Below are 18,233 nucleotides of genomic sequence, written 5' to 3'. Positions count from 1 at the left end.
TATCCGCTTTAATTGTTACAGCGCTCTAGGCAAACACTTCAGTTTCAGGCATATAATTTGCTTAAGTTTGGCGCTTCGGCGCCCTGTAGTGGATGGCGCAAAGCGCCGGCGAATAAGGTGTTAAGCCCCTGCCATGAAACCATCGCTAGTCTTGAGAATGGGCCAGCAGCTGACGATGACACCGCAGCTGCAACAGGCCATCCGTCTGCTCCAATTGTCGACCCTGGACCTGCAACAGGAGATTCAGGAGGCTCTGGAATCCAATCCGATGCTCGAACGCCAGGAAGAAGGCGACGACTTCGACAACGCCGATCCCTTGGCCGACAACGCCGAACAGAAGCCCGCAGAAATCCAGGAACCCTCCTATCAGGAAACCGCCCCGACGGTGGACAACCTCGAGGATGGCGAATGGAACGAGCGCATCCCCAACGAACTGCCGGTGGATACCGCCTGGGAAGACGTCTACCAGACCAGCGCCAGCAGCCTGCCCAGCAGCGATGACGACGAGTGGGATTTCACCACCCGCACCTCCGCCGGGGAGAGCCTGCAGAGCCATCTGCTCTGGCAACTGAACCTGGCGCCGATGTCCGACACCGATCGCCTGATCGCCGTGACCCTGATCGATTGCATCAACAATCAGGGTTACCTGGACGAAACGCTCGAAGAGATTCTCGAAGCATTCGATCCGGAACTGGATATCGAGCTCGATGAGATCGAAGCCGTCCTGCATCGCATCCAGCAATTCGAACCCGCCGGGATCGGCGCACGCAACCTCAGCGAATGCCTGCTCCTGCAACTGCGCCAGTTGCCAGCCAAGACGCCGTGGCTGACCGAGGCCAAGCGTCTGGTCGCCGATTACATCGACTTGCTCGGCAGCCGCGATTACAGCCAGTTGATGCGGCGCATGAAGCTCAAGGAAGACGAACTGCGCCAGGTCATCGAACTGGTGCAGAGCCTTAATCCGCGTCCGGGCTCGCAGATCGAATCGACCGAGGCTGAATATGTCATTCCCGATGTGATCGTGCGCAAGGACAACGAGCGCTGGCTGGTCGAGCTGAACCAGGAATCGGTGCCACGCCTGCGTGTCAACGCCCAGTACGCCGGTTTTGTGAAGCGTGCCGACACCAGCGCCGACAATACCTTCATGCGTAATCAATTGCAGGAAGCCCGCTGGTTCATCAAGAGCCTGCAGAGCCGCAACGAAACCTTGATGAAAGTGGCCACGCAGATCGTCGAACATCAGCGCGGATTCCTGGAATACGGCGACGAAGCGATGAAACCGCTGGTACTGCATGACATCGCTGAGGCGGTCGGCATGCACGAATCGACTATTTCCCGCGTGACCACGCAAAAATTCATGCATACCCCGCGCGGTATTTATGAGCTGAAATACTTTTTCTCCAGCCACGTCAGCACCTCCGAAGGCGGCGAATGCTCGTCCACGGCGATTCGCGCGATCATCAAGAAACTGGTCGCGGCGGAAAATCAGAAAAAGCCGTTGAGTGACAGCAAGATCGCTGGTTTACTGGAGGCACAAGGCATTCAGGTGGCTCGCCGCACCGTCGCCAAGTACCGCGAATCCCTCGGAATCGCGCCTTCGAGCGAACGCAAGCGGTTGATGTAAGCCACGTTACAGCGTTCCAGTGGCAGGCTTTTCGGCCTGCCGCTTTATGCACTGGCAACGAAGGAGAAGCTGTATGCAAGTCAACATCAGTGGACACCAACTGGAAGTGACCCAACCTCTGCGTTCCTACATCGAGGAAAAACTCCAACGACTGGAGCGACATTTCGACAAGATCACCAACGTGCAAGTCACGATGTGCGTCGAAAAGCTGAAGCAGAAGATCGAAGCCACCTTGCATATCCCCGGCAGCGAAGTGGTCGCCAACGCAGAAGATACCGACATGTACGCTGCGATCGACTCACTCACCGACAAGCTGGATCGCCAACTCAAAAAGCATAAGGAAAAGACCCAGAGCCTCCTCCAGGGCGCGACCGGTCGTTAACACCCCTATCCCATGATCCGACTTGAAACCATCCTGACCCCCGGCCGTTCCCAGGTGAACGCGCCGGGCGGCAGCAAGAAAAAAGCCCTCGAACAGATTGCCAACCTGATCCACCGCGAAGTGCCGGATCTGGCGATGCAGGATGTCTTCGAAGCGCTCATTGCCCGTGAAAAACTCGGTTCCACCGGTTTTGGCAACGGCATCGCCATTCCCCACTGCCGCCTCAAGGGCTGCACGGCGCCCGTCAGTGCCCTGCTGCACCTCGAAGCTGCGATTGATTTCGACGCCATCGACGGCGCCCCGGTAGACCTGTTGTTTGTGCTGCTGGTCCCGGAAGCCGCAACCGATGCGCATCTGGAATTGCTGCGCCAGATCGCCAGCATGCTCGATCGCAAGGAAGTGCGCGACAAACTGCGTAGCGCCCCGAGTAACGAAGCCTTGTACCAGGTCGTACTGGACGAGCAGAACGGGCACTGATCATGCGTTTGATTATCGTCAGTGGCCGTTCGGGCTCGGGTAAAAGTACCGCCCTGAATGTCCTTGAGGACAACGGTTATTACTGCATCGACAACCTGCCGGCCGGCTTGCTGCCGGAACTGGCCGAGCGCGCGCTGATCCACACCGAGCTCGCGCAGCCGCTGGTTGCCGTGTCGATCGATGCGCGCAACCTGCCCAGCCATCTGTCACGTTTCCCGGAATTGCTCGAAGATGTGCGTGCCAAGCATATCCAGTGCGATGTGCTGTATCTGGACGCCGACGAAGAAACCCTGCTCAAGCGTTTTTCCGAAACACGCCGTCGCCACCCGCTGAGCAACGCCAATCGCTCACTGGCCGAAGCCATTCAGGATGAAAGCGCCCTTCTCGGGCCGATCGCCGATCTGGCCGACCTGAAAATCAACACCACCAACCTGAATCTGTATCAACTGCGCGACACCCTGAAGTTGCGCCTGTTGAATCAGCCGGAGCCCGGTACCGCATTCCTGATTGAATCTTTTGGTTTCAAGCGTGGCATGCCGGTCGATGCCGACCTCGTGTTCGATGTGCGCTGCCTGCCCAATCCGTACTGGAAACCGGAGCTGCGCGCGCAGTCCGGACTCGATGCACCTGTGGCCGAGTACTTGGCGGAACAGCCTGATGTCGAAGAAATGTATCAGGACATCTACGCCTACCTGAACAAGTGGCTGCCACGTTTCGCCGCGAGCAACCGCGCCTACGTCACCATTGCCATTGGCTGCACCGGCGGGCACCACCGCTCCGTCTACCTGACCGAACGCCTGGGTCAGGCCCTGCAGAAAACCCTGAAGAACGTCCAGGTTCGCCACCGCGACCTCACCTAAAGGATTCACACCGCGATGCCTGCTCGTGAAATCGAAATCATCAATAAGCTGGGCCTGCATGCCCGGGCATCGGCCAAATTTGTCGGCGTAGCGGGTCAGTACCCAGACTGCACGATCAGAGTGGGTCGCACGCCAGAGACGACTGTCGACGGCAAGAGCATCATGGCGATGATGATGCTTGCCGCTGGCAAGGGCACCAAAATTTATCTGAGTACTGAAGGCGAACAGGCTCAGGAAGCCATGGACGCCTTGGTCGATCTGATCGAAAGGTATTTCGACGAAGGCGAGTAATCCTTGAGGCGAGGACAATGTTCCTCGCCTCCATTCAACCCAACGCCGTATCCATCACCATCATCAGACAAAACCCGATCAACAAACCAAGACTCGCCAGCTTGTCATGCCCATGACGACGCGACTCCGGAATCACTTCGTGGGTCACCACCAGCAACATCGCCCCGGCCGCCAGCGCCAGCCCCAGTGGCAACAGCACTTGAGCCAGACTGACCAGCCACGCGCATAACAACGCGAACACCGGTTCGACCAGCCCTGACGCCGCGCCGATCAGAAAGGCCCTGACCCGCGACATCCCCGCCCCGGCCAGCACCAACGCAATCACCAGACCTTCCGGCACATCCTGCAACGCGATGCCCATCGCCAGACTGTCGGCGTCTGCCATGCCGCCACCGGCAGACACGCCGACCGCCATGCCTTCCGGAATGTTGTGCGCGATGATGGCGAACACGAACAGCCAGATGCGCGGTGGAATAACCGGACGCTCAAGCGTGCCGACGAGCATCTCCGGCGTGGCACCGGAAACTCTGCGATCCACCAGATACAGGCCGAAGGCGCCGAGCAGGATGCCAAAGCAGATCAGGCCACTGGCGGCCCACGGCGTCAGGCCAAGACTCTCAGCCGCAGCGATGCCCGGCACGATCAGCGAAAACGCCGTCGCCGCCAGCATCACCCCGGCACCGAATCCCAGCAAGGTGTCGCTGAGTGCCTGCGGCATACGCCGAATTATCAGCACCGGCACCGCGCCGAGTGCCGTGCCCAAGGCACAAATAGCGCCGCCCTGCAGCGCGCGCAGAAGCTTCGGTTCCAGATTCAGCCAGTGCAAACCGTGGGCGACCAGCAAAGTCATCCCCGCCAACAGCAACAGCGAGCCCACCGCGTAACGAAACATCCGTCCGCTGCCAATCGCCAGTGTTTCAGTGCCCATAGTCAGCCCTGGATTGTTTTTATTGGAGGCTTAAACCAGTGCGGCCTGATAGCGCGCAGCAACTTCCGGCCAGTTGATCACGTTGTAAAAGGCGTTGATGTATTCCGGACGACGGTTCTGGTAGCGCAGGTAGTAGGCGTGCTCCCAGACGTCGAGACCGAGAATCGGGGTATTGCCGTTCATCAACGGACTGTCCTGGTTGCCACTGCTTTCCACGATGAGCTTTTTCTCCGGGGTCACGCTGAGCCAGGCCCAGCCACTGCCGAAGCGGGTCAGCGCGGCTTTGGTAAACGCTTCCTTGAAACTGTCGAGTCCGCCCAGTTGCTCGTCGATGGCCTTGGCCAAAGCGCCGTCGGGCTTGCCGCCGCCGTTGGGCACCATCACTTCCCAGAACAGCGAATGATTGGCGTGACCGCCGCCCTGGTTGATCACCGCCGCGCGAAGTTTTTCCGGCAGTTGCTCAACGCTGGCGACGAGCTTTTCCACCGGCCACTCGGCAAACTCGGTGCCTTCAACCGCCGCGTTGAGGTTATTGATGTAGGTCTGGTGGTGCTTGGTGTAATGAATCTCCATCGTCTGCGCATCGATGTGCGGTTCGAGGGCATCGTAGGCGTAAGGCAAGGCAGGCAAGGTAAAAGCCATTTCAATGGACTCCATGCTGATGAGAAGTTGAGGCGCGGCGGGCATTGCCGGTGTCGGGATGCAGCAGGCGTTGGGTGCGCGGGTATTCACCGTGCTCACTGATGAAATTCAACAGTTCGACGTAGGTCTTGCTGCTCTGGCGCAACGCCGCCTCACGCAGGGCCGGGCGCAGGCGTTCGTCCTGCATGGTCTGCAACAGGCGTTGGTGGATGGCGCAGAGATATTCGGCGCTCTCCTCCGGTTGGTTCAGGCGCAGATGCAGGTCGGCGAGGTTGTGATGCGAGACGACGCAGGCCGCCACCGCTTCGTCGGCATCCGTCCAGCGTTCGAACAGCACTTGCGCCAGGGCCAGGGCTTGCAGGTAAGCCTCGCGGGCGTCGATCAATTCGCCCAGCATGAAGCAGCGATTGGCCCGTTCGATCGTGCGTTTCCAGTGCTCCATGGTGATCCTCCAAAGCGGTTGCAGGTTTTACACGCCGCCGGCGGTGAGCTTCTCGGGGTTGAGCAACTCTTCCAGCTGGCTGCGCGACAGGTCTGTGTGTTCCAGAGCAACGTCGATCACCGCGCGGCCTTCCCGGTAAGCCTGCTTGGCGATGTCGGCAGCTTTCTGGTAGCCGATGATGGGGTTGAGGGCGGTGACCAGAATCGGGTTGCGCGACAACGCTTCTTGCAAGCGCGATTCGTTGACCTTGAAGCTGGCAATCGCCTTGTCACCGAGCAGGCGACTGGAATTGGCCAGCAGTTCGATACTGCTCAGCAGGTTCTGCGCGATGATCGGCAGCATCACGTTCAGTTCGAAATTGCCGGATTGACCGGCCACGGTGATCACCGAGTCGTTGCCGATCACTTGCGCGGCGACCATGGCGGTGGCTTCCGGAATCACCGGGTTGACCTTGCCGGGCATGATCGACGAACCCGGCTGCAGCGCTTCGAGTTCGATTTCGCCGAGACCGGCCAGCGGGCCGGAGTTCATCCAGCGCAGATCATTGGCGATTTTCATCAGCGAGACGGCGATGGCCTTGAGTTGGCCGGAGACAGCGACGGCGGTGTCCTGCGAGCCGATCAAAGCGAAGAGATCCTTGCCGGGGGTGAATTGCACGTCGGTCAATTGGCTCAGATGCCGACTGAATCGCGCGGCAAACTCCGGATGCGCATTGATCCCGGTGCCCACGGCGGTGCCGCCCTGCGCCAACGCTTGCAGACTCGGCAGCAAATCCTGCAGATGCCCGATGTTGGCCTTGAGCTGCTGCGCCCAGCCGTTGAGCACCTGGCTCATGCGCACCGGCATCGCGTCCATCAGGTGGGTGCGCCCGGTTTTGACATGGTGGTGCACCTGTTCGGCCTTGCGCTCGATGACCTGGACCAGATGCAACAGCGCTGGCAGCAATTGTTCATGCAGCGCCAGCGCGGCGCTGACGTGAATGGTGGTCGGGATGATGTCGTTGCTGCTCTGCCCGCAGTTGACGTGATCGTTGGCATTGACCGGCTCGCCGAGCATGCGGCTGGCCAGTGTGGCGATCACTTCGTTGGCGTTCATGTTCGAGCTGGTGCCGGAGCCGGTCTGGAAGATATCCACCGGAAAATGCTGCATGAAATCGCCTTCGAGCAGACCTTGCGCGGCGTCGCTGATGGCTTTGCCTTGCGAAGCGCTGATCTGGTTCAGCTCGACGTTGGCGCGCGCGGCAGCGGCTTTGGCAAGAATCAGCGCGCGGATGAACTGCGTCGGCATAGGCTTGCCGCTGATCGGGAAGTTGTCCACTGCACGCTGGGTCTGCGCGCCGTAGAGCGCGTCGACCGGCACCTGCAGCTCGCCCATGCTGTCGCGCTCAATACGTGTCTTGGTCATTCGAATGTCCTTGCAGCAAATCAATGAGAGGAATCGACGGTTGCAACTCGCAGGTGGCGAGCTGCCAGGTGTAGCGTTGCCAGCGCTGCAGGCGGCATTGGCACAGCGACAGGCGCTCCATGTCCCGCAACGGGCGCCAGGCTTGGTCGAGACAGACGCTGCGCCAGTGCCACGGCAACGCGGTGTCGGTGGCCGTGTCGAGCAGCAGACGGAAAGACGTTTCGGCGACGGTCCAGGGCGAAGTGGCTGTGCAACAGGACAGATAGCGCCCTTCGGCGAGATAGTGTTCGATCAGACGCGGTTCGTCAGGATCCAGTGCGCAACGGATCTGGCGGCTCATCCAGCGCCAGCTTTCGAGGTAGGGCTGCTCGTGCAAGGCAGAACTCATGATCCGGGACTCGTTCGGAGATGAGATTTATTATTAGATGATAATGAGAACCAACACAAGCATGCAAGTTTGCGCTGTTCGCTTGTGGGAGCAAGCCTGCTCGCGAATGCGCTGTGTCAGTCAGTACATTTACAACTGATCCACCGCTTTCGCGAGCAGGCTCGCTCCCACAGGGAAATCGCAGTGAAACCAACAAAAAAGGCGCGCCATCCAGATCGGATGGCGCGCCTTTTTGGTTTAGCGGATTCGGAATCAGCTGCCGGCGACAGTCATCCGTTCGATCAACACTGAACCGGTGCGGATGTTGCTGCGCAGCTCAAGATCATTACCCACCGCAACAATCTGCTTGAACATGTCGCGCATGTTGCCGGCGATGGTCACTTCCTGCACGGCGAACTGGATCTCGCCGTTCTCGACCCAGAAACCCGCCGCCCCGCGCGAGTAGTCGCCAGTCACCATGTTCAAGCCATGGCCCATCAACTCGGTAACCAGCAGGCCTCGGCCCATGCGTTTCAACAGCGCTGCCTGATCCTCATCGCCATGGGTGACGAAAAGATTGTGCACACCGCCCGCATTGGCGGTGCTTGGCATGCCCAGTTTGCGCCCCGAGTAAGTACCGAGGATGTACGAGACCAACTCGCCCTTCTCGACGAACGGTTTTGCGTAGGTGGCCAGGCCGTCACCGTCGTAGGAAGCACTGCCCATGGCGCGCATCAGATGCGGACGCTCATCGATGGTCAGCCATTCCGGAAACAGTTTCTGCCCCAGGGTGCCTTCGAGAAACGACGATTTGCGATACAGGCTGCCACCGGACACTGCCGAGAGGAAGCTGCCGAACAGGCCGCCCGCCAGTTCCGCGGAAAACAGCACCGGCACTTCGCAGGTCGGCACCGGACGCGCGCCCAGACGGCTGGCCGCCCGCTGCGCAGCTCGCTGACCGATGCTCACCGGATCGGCGAGCAGACTGCCCTGGCGATTGACGTCATACCAGTAATCACGCTGCATTTGGCCATCGGCTTCAGCGATCATCACGCAACTCAGGCTGTGCCGGGTCGACGCGTAACCACCGATAAAACCGTGGCTGTTGCCATAAACCCGGCAGCCCTGATGGGTGCTGAGGGTGGTGCCGTCGGCGTTCTTGATCCGCGCATCGGCGTCGAACGCCGCGGCCTCGCAGAGCAGGGCCTTCTCGATGGCTTGCTCCGGGGTGATGTCCCACTCGTGGAACAGGTCGAAATCCTGCACATCCCTGGCCATCAGTGCCGCATCGGCGAGGCCCGAGGCTTCATCCTCGGAAGTGTGTCTGGCGATGGCCAGCGCTGCTGCGACCGTTTCACGAATCGCTTCAGGGCCAGTGGCCGAGGTGCTGGCCGAGCCTTTGCGCTGGCCGACGTACAGGGTGATGCCAAAGCCCTGATCACGATTGAATTCAACGGTTTCGACCTCGCGCTGACGCACCGAGGTCGACAGGCCCTGCTCCAGCGACACCGCCACTTCACAGGCGCTGGCGCCCTGGCGCTTGGCTTCGGCGATGATCTGCTCGACCTGTTCTTGCAGTGCCGGCAATGCCTGCGGGCCGACGCTTTGAACTGCACTCATGCTCATCTCCACTCAAATTCTGCTTTCGGCTGGGGTCATCGAGCGACCGGGCCGGACAAGCGGCCCCCGACTGGTTATCATGGCGGCGTTTCTTTGCGGACTGCCACCATGGTTGATTCTTACGACGACTCCCTCGATACGGGAGAAAAAAGCAAATCTCAGGTCAAACGCGAGTTGCATGCGCTGGTTGACCTCGGCGAGCGCCTGACCACACTCAAGCCTGATCTGGTCGCCAAACTGCCCTTGACCGACGCTCTGCGCCGGGCACTGGCCGATGCGCCCAAGCACACCGCGAACATCGCGCGTAAACGGCATTTGCAGTTCATCGGCAAACTGATGCGCGATCAGGACACTGACGCGATTCTGACTCTGCTCGATCAACTCGATGCCTCCACTCGCCAGTACAACGAGCGTTTCCATAATCTGGAACGTTGGCGTGACCGCCTGATCGCGGGCGATGACGCCGTGCTGGAGAAATTCGTCGTCGAGTACCCGGACGCCGATCGCCAGCAATTGCGTTCCCTGATCCGTCAGGCCCAGCATGAGGTTGCGCAAAACAAACCGCCTGCTTCGAGCCGCAAGATCTTCAAATACATTCGGGAGCTGGACGAGACTCAACGCGGCCTGCGTTGATATTCTCGCCCCTGTAGGAGCTGCCGAAGGCTGCGATCTTTTGACGTTGATTGTTAAAAGCAAGATCAACAGATCGCAGCCTTCGGCAGCTCCTACATACATCTCCTTATGCGCCCGTGCCACCCACGGTGATCGCATCGATTTTCAGCGTTGGCTGGCCGACACCCACCGGCACCGACTGCCCATCCTTGCCGCACGTGCCCACACCGCTGTCCAGCGCCAGATCGTTACCGACCATCGACACCCGGCTCATCGCCTCGGGGCCGTTGCCGATCAACGTCGCGCCTTTGACCGGCGCGGTGATCTTGCCGTCCTCGATCAGATAGGCCTCGCTGGTGGAAAACACGAACTTGCCACTGGTGATGTCGACCTGACCGCCGCCGAGGTTGGCGCAGTAGATGCCCTTCTTCACCGAGGCGATGATTTCCGCCGGATCGCTTTCGCCGCCGAGCATGTAGGTGTTGGTCATGCGCGGCATCGGCAGATGCGCATAGGATTCGCGGCGACCGTTACCGGTACGCGCCACGCCCATCAGCCGCGCGTTGAGCTTGTCCTGCATGTAGCCCTTGAGTACGCCGTTTTCGATCAGCGTGGTGCACTCGGTTGGCGTGCCTTCGTCGTCGACGCTTAGCGAACCGCGACGACCGCTCAGGGTGCCGTCATCGACAATGGTGCAGAGTTTCGATGCAACCATTTCGCCCATGCGTCCGCTGTAGGCCGAACTGCCCTTGCGGTTGAAATCGCCTTCCAGACCATGGCCGACCGCTTCGTGCAGCAGCACGCCGGACCAGCCGGAACCCAGCACCACCGGCAGGGTACCGGCCGGCGCCGGAATCGCTTCCAGATTGACCAGTGCCTGACGCAGCGCCTCGCGGGCATAGCCCATGGCGCGGTCTTCGGCGAGGAAGTAGCGGTAATCGGTACGCCCGCCGCCGCCATGCCCGCCGCGTTCGCGCCGGCCATTCTGCTCAACGATGACGCTGACATTGAAGCGCACCAGTGGTCGCACATCGGCGGCCAGACCGCCATCGGTGGACGCGACAAGGATTCGCTCCCAGACCCCGGCCATGCTCACGCTGACCTGCTGGATCCGTGGATCTAGCGCACGGGTGGCGACGTCGATGCGCTTGAGCAATTCAACTTTTTCGGCGCGGCTGAGCACTTCCAGCGGATTATCCGGCGCGTACAGTTGCGCCACGTCCTGAGTGCTGAACGCCTGCACGGTGCCGTTCTGCCCGGCGCGGGAGATCGAACGCGCCGCACGGGCCGCTGCACCGAGGGCCTCGAGGGTGATCGCGTTGCTGTAGGCAAAACCGGTTTTCTCACCGGACTGCGCGCGCACGCCGACACCCTGATCGAGGTTGAAGCTGCCTTCCTTGACGATGCCGTCTTCCAGCGCCCACGACTCGGAAATCTGGCCCTGGAAATACAGGTCGGCGGCATCGATGCCGGGCCCGGCCAGATCGCCGAGGACGCCTTGCAGGCTCTCGATCGTGACACCGCCGGGTGCCAACAGGTGATCACTGACTGAGGACAACAACTCGCTCATAGGTTTACGCCTTAAATTCGTGTTCTGAAGCAGGCCGCTGGGCGCCCTGCGAGAAAAACCGCCGATGACGCGTCACCGGCATGCGCGCCCGGATGGACGCTTGTTCATCGCTGTCGCGTGCGGCCAGCAACACCGCCTCGCCTTGATCCTGCTGGGCCAGCACGCGTCCCCACGGGTCGACAATCGCCGCATGCCCGAAGGTTTCGCGCGGCCCCGGATGGGTGCCGCCCTGTGCTGCCGCCAGCACATAACACTGTGTTTCGATGGCCCGTGCACGGATCAGCACATCCCAATGCGCGGCGCCGGTCACGGCAGTGAACGCCGACGGTGCGGTAATCAACTCGGCACCGGCGGCGCGCAATTCGCTGTACAGCTCCGGGAAGCGCAAGTCATAACACACGCTCAGACCAACGCGACCTACCGGGGTGTCGGCCACCACTACATTACCGCCATAAGCATAGTCATCGGATTCGCGGTACCGGCCGCGATTATCCGCCACGTCGACATCGAACAGATGCAGCTTGTCATAGCGCGCGACGATTTCGCCGTGTTCATTGACCAACAGCGAGCAGGCATTGGCTTTGGCCGAGGGTTGACCCAGCGGTGGCAACGGCAATGTACCGGCGACTATCCATAAGGTGAGGTCGCGGGCGGTCTGTTTCAACCAGGGCAGGATCGGCCCTTCGCCCAAAGCCTCAGCGCGGCCGATATCGGCAACGTCGCGACGGCCCATGGCGGCGAAGTTTTCCGGCAGCACCGCGAGTTTCGCACCGCCGGCGGCGGCCTGTTCAAGCAGGCGTCGGGCTTGGGCCAGATTGGCCAGCACGTCACTCTGGCTGACCATTTGAATCACCGCTAAAGACATGGCCGCTCCTCGGGATTTGCATATGACTGTGTAGGAGCTGCCGAAGGCTGCGATCTTTTGATCTGGCTCTTAAAAACAAAATCAAAAGATCGTCCGATCGCGGCCCGAGCCTTCGGCAGCTCCTACCGGGGTAGTGTCTGCTAGTTAAAAAGGCTTGTCGAAGGTGATTTTCGGCTCTTTCCATGGGCCTTTGACGGTGTACTTGACGCTGGCGAAGCGCGCCACGCGGTCACCGATCAGCTTGTCGATGAGGAATAGCGCGCCGCCAACCGCCGGTGCGCCGACGATCAGCGCAGCAATCGGCAGGTTGTTGGTCACCGGCAAGGTCACCAGCAATTTCGCATCGACCTTGTCGTCAACCAGGTCCAGCGTGCCGTCCAGCTCAAGGTTGCTCGAAGGCCCGGTCAGGCGAATCGGCTCACGGGTAACGTAGACGCCGTTGTTCGCCACCAGCAAACCTTTGACCCGGTCGTAGCTCAAGCCTTTACCGAACAGGTCGGAGAAATCCAGACGCAGGCGCCGGCCGATCGAATTGAAGTTGAGCAGGCCGAACACCCGCAACGCCTGGGCGCCGCCCTCCACTTCAACGAACTGGCCCTTGTTCAGCGAAGCGTCGAGAGTGCCGGAGAAACGCTTGGTCGCCAGCCACGCCGGCGAACCCGGCCAGCGGCCGTCGACGTCCATGTGGAATTCTTCACTGGTCACGCTCGGCGCGAAGCCCCAGCCCTTGAGCACGTCAGCCAGATTCTTGCCGCCAATGCGGCCCTTGTACCAACTGCTGGTCGAACCCGGCGTGCCTTCCCAGCCGCCGTTGCCTTGCAGGAGGATGCCTTTGAGACCCATGTCGAGGTTGTTCAGGGCGATGCCTTTGGCGGTCGGCCTTACTTTCAGCGACCAGCCACCGACCAGATCGGGACCGAGGAACAATTGATTGAGGGTGATATCCAGCGCCGGGATTTTTGTCGGGTCGACAGAGGCCAGTGGATCAGGCGCATTCTCGTCAGCCTGAACAGCCGGGTCCGGCGCCGGCAGTTTCACGTATTGCAGATTCACCGCGATCGGCACGCCTTTGGCGTCCGGCAGACTGGCGCTGCCCTTGGCCTGCTGGCTGTCGAGAGCGAGATTCCATGCGCCGGGCTTGCGATTGATCTGCACCGAGGCCTGATCCAGTGTGGTGCCGAACGCAGTCAGTTTGCCGACCTTGATGTCAGCGCTGCTGAGCAATTGCTTGGCGCTGCCGCCCGGATCCTGGCCGGCGTATTTATTGGCCAGATCCTGCCACGGCGCGACGTCCAGCTCCGACAGCACGCCGCGAATCCGCAGGCCTTTGGCACCCGGCAGGACCGCTTCGCCCGTGCCGAGAAACAGCTCGCCACGGCCATCGGCGAAATTGCTCGGTGGCGCGGCGAAGGTGAAATTGGCCAGTTGATCGTAATTGACCCAGTAACGCCGCTCCTGCCCTTGCAGGGTCATGCGGAACACCGTGTCGCGCCCGACATCGGCGGCCATGCCGAACGGCGCCGGCAGATCCACTGCCACGCCTTTGAGGCTGGAGCTGACCATCAACTGGCTATCGGCCCCGGAGAGATTCAGCTGCAACTGATAAGGAATGATCCCGGACACCGGCAACGGTTGGGTGACGCCCAGCCAGTCGGTGAGCTTTTTGACTTCGACCTGTCCCGACGCAGCCACCCGAGTCTTGATCTGGTTGGGGCTGCCATCGGCGAAGATCTGCGCAGTGACCGGTTTGTCGAAGGCCCGCGCAGAAATGTTCTGACCGCTGAGGCCTTTGTTACTGTCAAAGCGGAAATCGCCCTTGAGCTGGCTCAGTTCCAGTTTCGGTTCGGCCAGTTTCAGTCGCGCATTGGCGGTTTTGAAGTCGACGAGGATTTTCGGCTGCTCGCCCTTGGCCAGCGGAATATCCAGCTTGAGCTTGCCATTCAGATCACCGGCGCCCTCCCAGCCGGCAAAGGTTTCACCGGTGCCGATCGGCGCATCCTGAAGAATCTTCAAGCCATCGCCGAGGCCGCCGGCAAACGCACCATCGAGGAACAGATGGGTGTTCTGCCCGGCCGGTACATGAGGAATATTGACGAAGACATCGCTGACTTGCGTGTCGAGCAACTGGCCTTTGCTGGCCCAGATGCGCACGCCGCTGTCCTCGATGAACACGTCACCGCTGACCTTGCTCACATGCGGCCACCCCGGCTGAAAGGCCAGTTCGGCGTCGTGCACTTTGAAGAACAGACTGATGCTGCGGTCAGCCTCACCGGCGTTCTTGTTCAGCGAACCCTGGTACTGGAAGAAGCCCTGATCCACCGCACCTTTGAGGATCGCCGTGCGCAGCCATTCATCAAGCGCGGGGCTCAACACGGCCGGCAGGTATTTAGCGGTATAGCGACCGTCGCCGTCGACCAGACCGACGCGCAGGTCCATGTAATCTTCCTGGCTATGGTCGAAGTGCAAACGGATGAGGAAGTCGCCGGCAATCTTGCCCTCCTCGCCCAACACCTTCAGATACGGCGCAATCAGGGTGAAGCCATCCTTGTCGAGCTTCCACGTCAGCCGGGCATTGGCCTGCAGGTATTGCCACGGCTTGGCGAAAATCGGATCGAGGTGCAGGACGAAATCCTTGCTGTCGAGGCGCAACTCGCCGCCGTCGAGATTGCCGCTGAGGCTGCCGCTGACATTTCGCGCCGCCGGAGCACCGTGGTAGGCGTCAAAACCGACGTTGTCGAGGTTGGCGGCAAAGCCGAATTTGTTGCCATCGGTGGCAGTCGGACGGAAATCCAGCAGAACGTTGCGCAAGCCGCCGGTCACTTTCAAGCGTTCGACCACCGTGGCAAGACTCTGCGGCAACGGCCCCAACGCATTGAGCAGCGGCGTGATCGGGGTCAGATCGAGGCGATCCGCCTGCAAATGCCAGAGCTCTTCAGCCTTGGCGCTGGCGCGGGTCTGCTGTATCTGCACGCGGGATTCCCAGCGAGTCTCGCCAAAGCTCATCGCCAGTGAATCGAGGGTGACTTTCACCCCTTCGGCTGTGTTGCGGTAATAGGCGTTGAGCGCCAGATTATTGATCTGGATTGGCTTGCGCTCGGCGTAGGCCCCCGTCACTTGCGGCGCATTCAAGCGCAACGCGGCGCTCTGCAATGCGCCTTCGGCCCAATCGATCCAGAGTTCGCCGCCGGCCTTGATCTCGGAAAAATTCCATTGCTGGGTCAGCCGTTCGGGCAGCCATTTCGACCAGTCGCTTTGTGGCAGGCTGGCATAGCCCTCGAGGGCGCTGTTCTGCCATTGATCGGGACGCAGCTGGCTGCGCAGGCTCAGCGCAACGGGCTGGCCATCAGGCAAGGTCAGACGCGCGTCGAGCCGCTGACGGCTGGCGCCGGTGCGCAGATTGAGGCCGACATAGGTGAGTGTCATGGGCGGGTGATCAAGCGGTTGCAGGGTCACTTGGCTGTCGAGCACCGACAGTTGCCTGATCATCTGCGAGCGCTGGAACAGTTGCGCCGCATCAAACGGTTGATCCTTCTGCACCGGCAAGCCTTCCAGCGCCCAGGTGCCGTCTTCGGCTTCCTTTAGGCTGATCTTCAGACCGTTGAGTTCGATATGCGCGAGGCGCACTTCGCGGGCGAGCACGCTGGCCCACAAATCCGGCACCACCCGCACGCGATCAAGGCGCAGTGCGTTGGCACCGTCGCCGACCATCACGTCATGGGCCAGCAGGATCGGCGCGAAACCGCTCCAGTTGCCTTCCAGCTCACCGATCTGCAAGGGCATGCCGAGGGCGGCGCTGGCCTTGTCTTCGATGTCGGCGCGGTATTCCGCCACCAAAGGGGTCAGCTCGCGGCCGAGGCTGACGTACAACGCCATCAACACCAGAACCAACGCGCACAGGCCCAGCCCCCAGCGGGTGAGTGCGGCCAGTATGCGTGTCAGACGCTCCATGTCAGTTGGCTCCCATGGCAAAAAAACTGCGAAAAGCTGAGGCCAGCCGCGTTGAATGAAAGGTGTTGCAGGGCTTCAGAGCAGCACCACGTCATATTGTTCCTGGGAATACATGGTTTCCACCTGGAAGCGTATGGTGCGACCGATAAAGCCTTCAAGCTCGGCGACGTTACCGGACTCTTCGTCGAGCAGACGGTCGACCACTTTCTGGTTGGCCAGCACTCGGTAACCCTCGGCCTGGTATGCCCGGGCCTCGCGCAGAATCTCGCGGAAGATCTCGTAACAGATGGTTTCGGCAGTTTTCAGTTTGCCGCGTCCCTGGCAACTGCTGCACGGTTCGCACAGCACTTGTTCAAGGCTTTCGCGGGTGCGCTTGCGGGTCATCTGCACCAGGCCCAACTCGGTGATGCCGATGATGTTGGTCTTGGCGTGATCGCGCTCCAGCTGTTTCTCCAGAGTGCGCAGGACCTGACGCTGGTGCTCTTCATCTTCCATGTCGATGAAGTCGATGATGATGATCCCGCCGAGATTGCGCAGGCGCATCTGCCGGGCAATCGCGGTGGCCGCTTCGAGATTGGTCTTGAAAATGGTTTCTTCGAGGTTGCGGTGACCGACGAACGCCCCGGTGTTGACGTCGATGGTGGTCATGGCTTCCGCCGGATCGATCACCAGATAGCCGCCAGACTTCAGCGGCACCTTGCGCTCCAGCGCACGCTGGATTTCGTCTTCGACACCGTAAAGATCGAAAATCGGCCGCTCACCCGGATAGTGTTCCAGACGATCAGCGATTTCCGGCATCAGTTCGGCGACGAACTGCGTGGTTTTCTGGAAGGTTTCCCGGGAATCGATGCGGATTTTCTCGATCTTCGGATTGACCAGATCGCGCAGGGTACGCAGGGCCAGGCCGAGGTCTTCGTAGATCACGCTCGGTGCGGCGATGGTCTTGATCTGCTCGTTGATCTGGTCCCAGAGGCGGCGCAGGTAACGGATGTCCATGAGGATTTCGTCAGCGCCCGCGCCTTCAGCGGCGGTGCGCAGAATGAAGCCGCCGGCTTCCTTGATGCCTTCTTTGGCCACGCAATCACTGACCACCTGCTTGAGGCGCTCGCGCTCGGCTTCGTCTTCGATCTTCAGGGAAATGCCGACGTGGGCGGTGCGTGGCATGTACACCAGATAGCGCGAAGGGATCGACAGTTGCGTGGTCAGGCGTGCGCCTTTGGAACCGATCGGGTCCTTGGTGACCTGCACCACCAGACTCTGGCCTTCATGCACAAGCGAGCTGATGCTTTCTACCGCCGGGCCTTCGCGCAGGGAGATTTCAGCGGCGTGAATGAAGGCGGCGCGATCGAGACCGATGTCGACGAATGCCGCCTGCATGCCCGGCAGGACGCGGACGATCTTGCCTTTATAGATGTTGCCGACGATCCCGCGTTTCTGCGTGCGCTCGACGTGGACTTCTTGCAGCACACCGTTTTCGACCACCGCCACGCGCGACTCCATCGGCGTGATGTTGATCAGAATCTCTTCACTCATGGCAGGATCTCGTTCAGGCATGTTCACGATAGTGGCCGCATCTGGATTCGTACGACGCTCAGGGCGTGTTCAGGTTTTGCCAACAGGGTATGCCGAAATGGCCCAACACCTCGCAGGTTTCGCACAGCGGCAGGCCGACCACCGCCGAATAGCTGCCTTCGAGCCCGGCGACAAACACCGCACCAAGACCCTGAATGCCGTAACCGCCGGCCTTGTCACGCGGCTCGCCACTGGCCCAGTAGGCGCCGGCCTCATCGCGGCTGATCGCGCGGAAGCGCACCCGACTGCGCACCACCCGCGACTCGCAGCGCTCACCTTCAAGCACGGCGATGGCGGTCAGCACTTCGTGTTCGTTGCCGGACAACATCATCAGCATGGCGCATGCATCGGCTTCGTCCACCGGTTTGCCAAGAATTTTGCCGTCGAGCACCACAGCGGTGTCGGCGCCAAGCACGCAGAACGGCTGGTCAGAGACGACCGAGCGGCGACCGGCCTCAGCCTTGCCGCGCGCGAGGCGTTCGACATAGGCCGAAGGGGATTCATCAGGAAGCGGGGTTTCGTCGATATCCGCACTGATGGCGGAGAATTGCACGCCGATCTGCGTGAGCAATTCGCGGCGACGCGGTGAGCCGGAGGCGAGGTAAAGCAGTTTCATCAAAACATCTCCC

The 18,233-nt window shown here is 60.8% G+C and carries 17 protein-coding genes; 6 read left to right on the top strand and 11 right to left on the bottom strand.

All coding sequences use genetic code 11. The features are described from left to right. Nucleotides 1-133: 133 nt before the first annotated feature. The 5 genes from J2Y90_RS10190 (at nt 134) to J2Y90_RS10170 (ending at nt 3,634) form a co-directional block, all read left to right on the top strand. A complete protein-coding gene (locus tag J2Y90_RS10190) occupies nt 134-1,624 on the top strand; it encodes an RNA polymerase factor sigma-54 (RefSeq protein WP_016771682.1) in 1,491 nt (496 codons plus the stop codon). 73 nt (nt 1,625-1,697) lie between these two features. Further along, nucleotides 1,698-2,006, top strand: coding sequence for a ribosome hibernation-promoting factor, HPF/YfiA family (gene hpf / locus J2Y90_RS10185; protein WP_007912419.1), 309 nt, complete (start codon nt 1,698-1,700; stop codon nt 2,004-2,006). A gap of 12 nt (nt 2,007-2,018) precedes the next feature. Then, nucleotides 2,019-2,483, top strand: coding sequence for a PTS IIA-like nitrogen regulatory protein PtsN (ptsN, locus tag J2Y90_RS10180; RefSeq protein ID WP_253499052.1), 465 nt, complete (start codon nt 2,019-2,021; stop codon nt 2,481-2,483). 2 nt (nt 2,484-2,485) lie between these two features. Next, on the top strand, nt 2,486-3,343 hold the full coding sequence (gene rapZ / locus J2Y90_RS10175; protein ID WP_253499049.1) for an RNase adapter RapZ: 858 nt from the start codon (nt 2,486-2,488) through the stop codon (nt 3,341-3,343). Between the two features lie 15 nt (nt 3,344-3,358). Further along, on the top strand, nt 3,359-3,634 hold the full coding sequence (locus J2Y90_RS10170) for an HPr family phosphocarrier protein (RefSeq protein ID WP_071174390.1): 276 nt from the start codon (nt 3,359-3,361) through the stop codon (nt 3,632-3,634). A 34-nt stretch (nt 3,635-3,668) separates the two neighbouring features. Here the strand turns inward: J2Y90_RS10170 and J2Y90_RS10165 are convergent, their stop codons facing one another. From J2Y90_RS10165 to pmbA, 6 genes are all read right to left on the bottom strand, one after another. Continuing rightward, nucleotides 3,669-4,562, bottom strand: coding sequence for a ZIP family metal transporter (locus tag J2Y90_RS10165; protein WP_253499046.1), 894 nt, complete (start codon nt 4,560-4,562; stop codon nt 3,669-3,671). Between the two features lie 30 nt (nt 4,563-4,592). Then, nucleotides 4,593-5,204, bottom strand: coding sequence for a superoxide dismutase (locus J2Y90_RS10160; RefSeq protein WP_253499043.1), 612 nt, complete (start codon nt 5,202-5,204; stop codon nt 4,593-4,595). Nucleotide 5,205: 1 nt separating this feature from the next. Continuing rightward, nucleotides 5,206-5,646 carry a hypothetical protein gene (locus J2Y90_RS10155; RefSeq protein WP_253499041.1) on the bottom strand — a complete coding sequence of 147 codons (441 nt, stop codon included), beginning with the start codon at nt 5,644-5,646 and terminating at the stop codon, nt 5,206-5,208. Nucleotides 5,647-5,673: 27 nt separating this feature from the next. Continuing rightward, a complete protein-coding gene (locus J2Y90_RS10150; protein WP_253499038.1) occupies nt 5,674-7,050 on the bottom strand; it encodes a class II fumarate hydratase in 1,377 nt (458 codons plus the stop codon). Further along, complete coding sequence (locus tag J2Y90_RS10145; RefSeq protein WP_253499035.1) at nt 7,031-7,438, bottom strand: FagA protein; 408 nt, start codon at nt 7,436-7,438, stop codon at nt 7,031-7,033. Before J2Y90_RS10145 ends, J2Y90_RS10150 begins: the two co-directional genes overlap by 20 nt. Nucleotides 7,439-7,690: 252 nt before the next feature. After that, entirely contained in the window at nt 7,691-9,037 is a 1,347-nt protein-coding gene (gene pmbA, locus J2Y90_RS10140; protein ID WP_042608767.1) for a metalloprotease PmbA, read from the bottom strand. A 108-nt stretch (nt 9,038-9,145) separates the two neighbouring features. On the opposite strand from pmbA, the gene yjgA reads away from it, so the two are divergent. Next, nucleotides 9,146-9,670 carry a ribosome biogenesis factor YjgA gene (gene yjgA / locus J2Y90_RS10135; RefSeq protein WP_253499032.1) on the top strand — a complete coding sequence of 175 codons (525 nt, stop codon included), beginning with the start codon at nt 9,146-9,148 and terminating at the stop codon, nt 9,668-9,670. Between the two features lie 106 nt (nt 9,671-9,776). Here the strand turns inward: yjgA and tldD are convergent, their stop codons facing one another. From tldD to J2Y90_RS10110, 5 genes are all read right to left on the bottom strand, one after another. After that, nucleotides 9,777-11,219: a metalloprotease TldD gene (gene tldD, locus J2Y90_RS10130; protein WP_093104683.1), complete on the bottom strand. Its 1,443-nt coding sequence runs from the start codon at nt 11,217-11,219 to the stop codon at nt 9,777-9,779. Nucleotides 11,220-11,223: 4 nt separating this feature from the next. After that, nucleotides 11,224-12,084 (bottom strand): carbon-nitrogen hydrolase family protein, encoded by an 861-nt coding sequence (locus tag J2Y90_RS10125; RefSeq protein ID WP_253499028.1) that lies wholly within the window; start codon nt 12,082-12,084, stop codon nt 11,224-11,226. A gap of 144 nt (nt 12,085-12,228) precedes the next feature. Next, nucleotides 12,229-16,032 (bottom strand): YhdP family protein, encoded by a 3,804-nt coding sequence (locus J2Y90_RS10120; RefSeq protein ID WP_253499025.1) that lies wholly within the window; start codon nt 16,030-16,032, stop codon nt 12,229-12,231. A gap of 75 nt (nt 16,033-16,107) precedes the next feature. Further along, nucleotides 16,108-17,565, bottom strand: coding sequence for a ribonuclease G (gene rng / locus J2Y90_RS10115; RefSeq protein WP_016771696.1), 1,458 nt, complete (start codon nt 17,563-17,565; stop codon nt 16,108-16,110). A gap of 58 nt (nt 17,566-17,623) precedes the next feature. Next, the gene (locus tag J2Y90_RS10110) at nt 17,624-18,220 is read right to left on the bottom strand and encodes a Maf family protein (protein WP_253499022.1); all 597 of its coding nucleotides are present in this window, start codon (nt 18,218-18,220) and stop codon (nt 17,624-17,626) included. Nucleotides 18,221-18,233: the final 13 nt, after the last annotated feature.

It is taken from the genome of Pseudomonas koreensis (genome assembly GCF_024169245.1).
Taxonomy (GTDB): domain Bacteria; phylum Pseudomonadota; class Gammaproteobacteria; order Pseudomonadales; family Pseudomonadaceae; genus Aquipseudomonas; species Aquipseudomonas koreensis_F.
Note: the sequence above shows the minus strand (reverse complement) of the source record. Positions and strands in the feature narration are given on the sequence as shown.

Coding starts and splice junctions, on each gene's coding strand:
- J2Y90_RS10190 (WP_016771682.1), top strand. CDS start 134: ATGAAACCATCGCTAGTCTTGAGAATGGGCCAGCAGCTGACGATGACA.
- hpf (WP_007912419.1), top strand. CDS start 1,698: ATGCAAGTCAACATCAGTGGACACCAACTGGAAGTGACCCAACCTCTG.
- ptsN (WP_253499052.1), top strand. CDS start 2,019: ATGATCCGACTTGAAACCATCCTGACCCCCGGCCGTTCCCAGGTGAAC.
- rapZ (WP_253499049.1), top strand. CDS start 2,486: ATGCGTTTGATTATCGTCAGTGGCCGTTCGGGCTCGGGTAAAAGTACC.
- J2Y90_RS10170 (WP_071174390.1), top strand. CDS start 3,359: ATGCCTGCTCGTGAAATCGAAATCATCAATAAGCTGGGCCTGCATGCC.
- J2Y90_RS10165 (WP_253499046.1), bottom strand. CDS start 4,562: ATGGGCACTGAAACACTGGCGATTGGCAGCGGACGGATGTTTCGTTAC.
- J2Y90_RS10160 (WP_253499043.1), bottom strand. CDS start 5,204: ATGGCTTTTACCTTGCCTGCCTTGCCTTACGCCTACGATGCCCTCGAA.
- J2Y90_RS10155 (WP_253499041.1), bottom strand. CDS start 5,646: ATGGAGCACTGGAAACGCACGATCGAACGGGCCAATCGCTGCTTCATG.
- J2Y90_RS10150 (WP_253499038.1), bottom strand. CDS start 7,050: ATGACCAAGACACGTATTGAGCGCGACAGCATGGGCGAGCTGCAGGTG.
- J2Y90_RS10145 (WP_253499035.1), bottom strand. CDS start 7,438: ATGAGTTCTGCCTTGCACGAGCAGCCCTACCTCGAAAGCTGGCGCTGG.
- pmbA (WP_042608767.1), bottom strand. CDS start 9,037: ATGAGTGCAGTTCAAAGCGTCGGCCCGCAGGCATTGCCGGCACTGCAA.
- yjgA (WP_253499032.1), top strand. CDS start 9,146: ATGGTTGATTCTTACGACGACTCCCTCGATACGGGAGAAAAAAGCAAA.
- tldD (WP_093104683.1), bottom strand. CDS start 11,219: ATGAGCGAGTTGTTGTCCTCAGTCAGTGATCACCTGTTGGCACCCGGC.
- J2Y90_RS10125 (WP_253499028.1), bottom strand. CDS start 12,084: ATGTCTTTAGCGGTGATTCAAATGGTCAGCCAGAGTGACGTGCTGGCC.
- J2Y90_RS10120 (WP_253499025.1), bottom strand. CDS start 16,032: ATGGAGCGTCTGACACGCATACTGGCCGCACTCACCCGCTGGGGGCTG.
- rng (WP_016771696.1), bottom strand. CDS start 17,565: ATGAGTGAAGAGATTCTGATCAACATCACGCCGATGGAGTCGCGCGTG.
- J2Y90_RS10110 (WP_253499022.1), bottom strand. CDS start 18,220: ATGAAACTGCTTTACCTCGCCTCCGGCTCACCGCGTCGCCGCGAATTG.